The sequence below is a fragment of the uncultured Sphingomonas sp. genome, from assembly GCF_946477935.1.
Taxonomy (GTDB): Bacteria; Pseudomonadota; Alphaproteobacteria; order Sphingomonadales; family Sphingomonadaceae; genus Sphingomonas.
Window position 1 is genome coordinate 1 of record NZ_CAMLAC010000243.1, and the last position, 5,258, is coordinate 5,258.

Sequence of the window (5,258 nt, forward strand, 5' to 3'; positions counted from 1 at the left end):
TTATCCTGAGCGGCTGGCTTGCCAGCCAGTCGAAGGGCTCAGCACGAACGGAGCGAGGTGGATCAGATTCAATGCAGCTTGCTCTCGATACGCGGCGATGCCGCTACTCGACGCCTACTCGAGACGAACGGGGTAAAGTGGGGGCATCTAAAACGTAATCCGCCGGTGGCATCCCGCGCGCGGCCCGCGCAAACGCCGAAAGCCCGCCGCTCGGGTGAGCGGCGGGCCTTTGGACGCGATCAATCGCGAAGCGTTCAGGCTGCTTCGGTCTCGGCCGGGACGGCGCGCTTCTTGACCACGTCGCGCTTCAGGCGACGCGCGCGCAGGCTCAGCTTGTCGTCCGAGGTCTTGACGAGCCAGTTGTCGAGGCCGCCATTATGCTCGACCGAACGCAGGCCGTGCGTGGAAACACGCAGGCGCACGCTCTTTTCGAGCGAATCGGAAATCAGCGTGACGTTCTGCAGGTTGGGCAGGAAGGTACGCTTGGTCTTGTTGTTGGCGTGGGAAACGTTGTTGCCCACCTGCCGGCCCTTGCCGGTCAGCTCGCAAATGCGCGACATGATCGTTATCCTGGTTTCAGGCAAATGCCCGGAAAGGCCGCGCGGATAGCCTGGATGGCGGGGGGCGTCAACCGATTCACCGGATCCGGGGTGCAACTCCACCGATGGCGCGGCGTTGGTTACGCTGCCGCACCATTCGGAGCCAGAACCTCATGCGTACCCTTCTTGCCCTTCTCGCCATCGTCGTTCTTCTTGTCGCGGTGGCGATGAGCCTGGGCTGGGTCAGCATCGACCAGACGCGCCCCGGCGTGGTGCAGGCGCCGCAGTTCCGGGCGGAGGGGCCGAAGGTTTCGGTGGGCACCGAGACCAAGACGGTGGAAGTGCCGACCCTGTCGGTCGAGAAGCCGGCCGACCAGCCCGCCAACGCGCAGTAAGATATCGGGGCCCGCGGGCGCGGGTAAATCCGTTGCAGGCGCCCGCGCGCGGGTGATTTTGTTGCAGACGCCCGCGCGCGCGGGCAGGGGTATGCGATGTTCGCGACCCCCGATCCGATGCGCGCGGCGCTGGAGGCTGCGCGGGCCGCCGCCGAGGCGGGCGAGGTGCCGGTGGGTGCCGCGCTCGTCCATCGGGGGCGGGTGATCGCGGTCGCGGGCAACGCGCCGCGACGGTCCTGCGACCCGACCGCACATGCCGAGATCCGGGTGATTCGCGAAGCGGCGGCGTTGCTGAGACGCGAACGGCTGGAGGATTGCGACCTGTGGGTGACGCTGGAGCCGTGCGCGATGTGTGCAGGCGCGATTGCGCATGCCCGGATCGCGCGGCTCTATTACGCGGCGGCGGATCCCAAGGGTGGAGCGGTGGAGCATGGTGCGCGGGTGTTCGCGCAGCCGACGTGCCATCACCGTCCGGAGATATATGCCGGGATCGCCGAGCGGGAGGCGGGGTCGATGCTGCGCGATTTCTTCGCGACGCGGCGGGGGTGACCGCACCATAGCCCCCTCTCCCGCGAGGGGAGAGGGGGTGGAGGCTTAGCGCAGATCGCCTTCGCGAATCGGGACGATCTTGATCTCCACGCGACGGTTGGCGGCGCGGCCGGCGTCGGTGTCGTTCGATTCGATCGGCTGGGTTTCGCCGAAACCGCGCGTGCCGATGCGGGCGCGCTGTACGCCGCGGCTGACGAGATAATCGGCGACGGAAACGGCGCGGCGTTCCGACAGGGTCTGGTTGTACGCGTCGCTGCCGGTCGAATCGGTATGGCCGTACACGTCGATATAGGTCTGGTTATACTGGGCCAGCGTGTTGGCGACCTGATCCAGCGTGCGCTGGAACTGCGGCTGCACATTGGCCGAATCATAGGCGAAGGTGATGCCCGACGGGATGTTGAGCAGCAGATCGTCGCCCTGGCGGACGACCTGGACGTCGGTGCCCGCGGTCCGCTCGCGCAGTTCGCGCTCCTGCTTGTCCATGTACGCGCCGATGCCGGCCCCCGCGAGGCCGCCGATGCCCGCCCCCAGGATCTTTTCGGTGCGATCGCGCCGTCCGCCTACCAGATCGCCGAGCAGATAACCGCCGACTGCGCCACCCAGACCGCCGATCGCAGCCTTTGAGATGCGACGTTCCCCGGTCACGGGATCGGTGGTGCAGCCGGCGGTGGCGACGAGTGCGGCCAGCGCGGCGGCGGTGGCAAACCTGGCGGATTTCAGCATGGCGATTGTCCCTTTGTGCTGCCCCGATAACTCGGGCTGATGATCCTTGTTCCGGATGCGAACTGAACGGCGGGTGACGGAAAGGGGATGAGGGGGATGCGGGAGAAGCCCAAGAAGAAGCATTGTGGAAGGCACGGCGTTGCGGTTAAGGACGGTCCAATCCGATGGCACCGCTGCCCCCCTTCCCCTGGATCGACGTCGTCATCATCCTGCTGCTTGTAGGACTTAACGGCGTGTTCGCGATGAGCGAGCTGGCGATCGTCTCCGCGCGCAAGGCGCGGCTGGAGGCTATGGCGCGGACCGGACGCAAGGGCGCGCAGGCGGCGATGCTGCTAGCCGCCGATCCGGGCAAGTTCCTGTCGACCGTACAGATCGGCATTACGCTGATCGGGATCGTCGCGGGCGCCTATTCGGGATCGAGCCTGGGCGGACCGGTGGCGGCGCGACTGGAGTTGCTGGGTCTGTCGGCGGCGACCGCCGCCTCGGTCGGCTTCGCGCTGGTGATCGGGCTGACCACCTATGCCTCGCTGATCGTCGGCGAGCTGGTGCCCAAGCAGTTCGCGCTGCGCAAGCCCGAGCCGATCGCTGCGCTGGTCGCGCTGCCGATGCGCTGGCTGGCGCGGATCACGGCGCCGATCGTGTGGGTGCTCGATTCGACCAGCGCGGTGGTCTTCCGCCTGCTCGGTCTCAACCGCGAGGCCGAGGATCAAGTGACGGCGGAGGAGCTGCACCTGATCGTCGCCGAGGCGTCCAAGTCCGGCGTGATCGAGGAGCATGAGCGCTCGATCATCTCGGGCGTGGTGCGGCTTGCCGACCGGCCGGTGCGCGAGGTGATGACCCCCAGGACCGAGATCGACTGGCTGGACTGCACGCTGGATGCCGAGGGGATCCGCGCCAAGCTGCTGGAAACGCCGCGCACGCGCCTGCCGGTCGCGGAAGGGTCGATCGATGCGGTGATCGGCGTGGTACAGGCGCGCGACATCGCCATGGCGCTGTTTCGCGGCGAGGCGCTGGACCTGAAGCGGCTGATGCGCAAGGCGCCCGTCGTGATCGACCGGATCGATGCGATGGACGCGCTGATCGCGCTGCGCCAGGCGGAAGTGCCGATGGCGCTGATCCATGACGAATACGGGCATTTCGAGGGCATCGTGACGCCGGCCGACCTGCTGGCGGCGATCGCGGGCGAGTTCGCGTCGGACGCGGAGCCGGGCGAGGCGCCGTCGGTGGTGGTGCGTGACGACGGATCGCTGCTGGTGGCGGGCACGATGGCGGCGGATGCGCTGGCCGACCGGCTGGGCATCGACCTGCCCGACGACCGCGATTACGCCACGGTCGCCGGGCTGGCGCTGGCCGCCTTCCGCCACCTGCCGGGCGAAGGCGAAAGCTTCGTCGAGCAGGGATGGCGGTTCGAGGTGGTCGACCTGGATGGCCGCCGGATCGACAAGCTGCTGGTCAGCGAGGAAGGATGACCGCCCGCTCTATTTGACGCGGACGGCGCTGGTGATCTGCACCGGCTCGGCGAGCATTTCGCCCTTGAACGGGCCGGCGTTCGGATCGGTCGCGGTATCGAGGATGCGGGCGATCACCTCCTTGCCCTCCACCACCTGGCCGAAGGCGGCATAGCCGAGATTGTCGCCGGGCTTGCCGGGATCGGCATCGAGCGAAGGCTGGTCGCCGACCATGATGGTGAAGTCGCCGCGGGCCGAGCCGGGTTCGAGCCGCGCGATCGAGATCGTGCCGTCGAGATGCTTCAACCCCGTCTGGGTGGTGGGTTCGTGCTTGATCGGCGGCAGGATGCGCTTGGGCGCGTTGCGGATGCCGAACTGCACGAAGCCGAAGCCGGGCGCGACCTTGACCGAGCGATAGAAGTTGGTGCCGTTCAACCGCTTCTGATCGACATAGCGCAGGAAATTGGCGGTGGTGATCGGCGCCTGCGCGCGGGCGAGTTCGATGACGATGCGCCCGGCGGTGGTTTCGATCGCGACGCGGGTGGGCGCGGGCGCGGCCGCGGGGGGCGCCGCCGCCTGGGGAGCAGCGGCAAGCAGCAGCGCGAACAGAGGGGAAAACATCAGAACGGTCCTTCGAGCGAAAGGGGGCGGCGCCAGTGTCTCATCGGAAGGCGTGGAGCGCCATCCCCAACGGACTTCACCCGGGCGAGGAGCGATTTATCCTATCGGGTCAGATATTTGGGGCGAACGGGGCATAGCCGGATGCTGCCCTGTTCGCCGTGGCGGACGGGCGGCATCGTGGCACCGTCCCTGGTCACCATCGCCCGAGGTAGGATGCGGCTGTTTCCATCGCGTGCCCCTCGTCTGCATCCGCAACGCCATACGGTGCGCAACACCCAGTCCGGTCCCCTGGAGGTGCTCGTCGAGTATCTGCCCGACCGCTATGTCCTGCAGCCCGGCGACGAAATGGTGATCGAGGCGGAGTCGCCGGATCGCGACGGCGGGTTCCTGGTGGTGGCCTATCCCGGGGGGCTGCAGGTGCATCCGGACTGGGGACTGGCGACGGCGGTGTGGATCAACGGGCGGATCGGGGTGACGGACTGGACGACGCCGGGGCCGAACGCCGTGGGGCGGCGGCATGAGCCGGTCGCGCGCCCGCGGGTGCAGCGTGTGCGCGCGTCCGAAAAGCCGCGGCGCCCGTATTCGCTTACCGTTCGTATCCGACGATCATAGAGTCCGTTTGGAAACTCGCGAAAGAGCGAGTTTCACGGCGGCGCCAGCCCGCTCCCCCACCCGGCCTCCCACAGAGTATCCTTGATGGGAGGCCGGGTGGGGGAGCGGGCTGGTGCCGCGAAACGTGCCTTCAGCACGTTTCCAAACAGCCTCATAGCCGGCCGAAAGCGGCCTCGAACCCGGCGCGGTCGCCCGCGGCAAGAAGGCGGGCCTGTTCGCGCCAGCGGTCGCGCTGCATGCGGCCGGCAAAGGGGCCGAGCTGCGCGTCGAGGGCCGCTGCCTGTGCGTCGTCCAGCGCGGCGATCTGACCGACGGTGGTGACGCCCAGTTCGCCGAGACGCTGCTGGATCTTGGGGCCTAGCCCCTTGAGC

General features: G+C 68.0%; 7 protein-coding genes and 1 pseudogene. 4 read left to right on the forward strand and 4 right to left on the reverse strand.

The annotated features are described in order from the left end of the window. Nucleotides 1-254 precede the first annotated feature (254 nt). Complete coding sequence (gene rpmB / locus Q0U08_RS17520) at nt 255-560, reverse strand: 50S ribosomal protein L28 (RefSeq protein ID WP_112381632.1); 306 nt, start codon at nt 558-560, stop codon at nt 255-257. Nucleotides 561-712: 152 nt separating this feature from the next. Here rpmB and Q0U08_RS17525 point away from each other — a divergent pair, with 152 nt between their 5' ends. Together Q0U08_RS17525 and Q0U08_RS17530 are read left to right on the forward strand one after the other, a co-directional pair. After that, entirely contained in the window at nt 713-934 is a 222-nt protein-coding gene (locus tag Q0U08_RS17525) for a hypothetical protein (RefSeq protein ID WP_298092916.1), read from the forward strand. A gap of 117 nt (nt 935-1,051) precedes the next feature. Beyond that, nucleotides 1,052-1,483, forward strand: a complete 432-nt coding sequence (locus tag Q0U08_RS17530) for a nucleoside deaminase (protein WP_298092922.1) — start codon at nt 1,052-1,054, stop codon at nt 1,481-1,483. 45 nt (nt 1,484-1,528) lie between these two features. On the opposite strand, the gene Q0U08_RS17535 is transcribed toward Q0U08_RS17530, so the two are convergent. Next, nucleotides 1,529-2,206 carry an OmpA family protein gene (locus Q0U08_RS17535; protein WP_298092917.1) on the reverse strand — a complete coding sequence of 226 codons (678 nt, stop codon included), beginning with the start codon at nt 2,204-2,206 and terminating at the stop codon, nt 1,529-1,531. 164 nt (nt 2,207-2,370) lie between these two features. Between Q0U08_RS17535 and Q0U08_RS17540 the strand changes: the two genes are divergently transcribed. Beyond that, on the forward strand, nt 2,371-3,675 hold the full coding sequence (locus tag Q0U08_RS17540) for a hemolysin family protein (protein WP_298092918.1): 1,305 nt from the start codon (nt 2,371-2,373) through the stop codon (nt 3,673-3,675). 9 nt (nt 3,676-3,684) lie between these two features. On the opposite strand, the gene Q0U08_RS17545 is transcribed toward Q0U08_RS17540, so the two are convergent. Beyond that, the gene (locus Q0U08_RS17545; RefSeq protein ID WP_298092919.1) at nt 3,685-4,275 is read right to left on the reverse strand and encodes a peptidylprolyl isomerase; all 591 of its coding nucleotides are present in this window, start codon (nt 4,273-4,275) and stop codon (nt 3,685-3,687) included. A gap of 264 nt (nt 4,276-4,539) precedes the next feature. Between Q0U08_RS17545 and Q0U08_RS17550 the strand changes: the two genes are divergently transcribed. Further along, nucleotides 4,540-4,887: a hypothetical protein gene (locus Q0U08_RS17550; RefSeq protein WP_298092921.1), complete on the forward strand. Its 348-nt coding sequence runs from the start codon at nt 4,540-4,542 to the stop codon at nt 4,885-4,887. 151 nt (nt 4,888-5,038) lie between these two features. On the opposite strand, the pseudogene Q0U08_RS17555 reads toward Q0U08_RS17550, so the two are convergent. Beyond that, a pseudogene (locus Q0U08_RS17555) lies at nt 5,039-5,258 on the reverse strand (hypothetical protein); the annotation flags it as partial.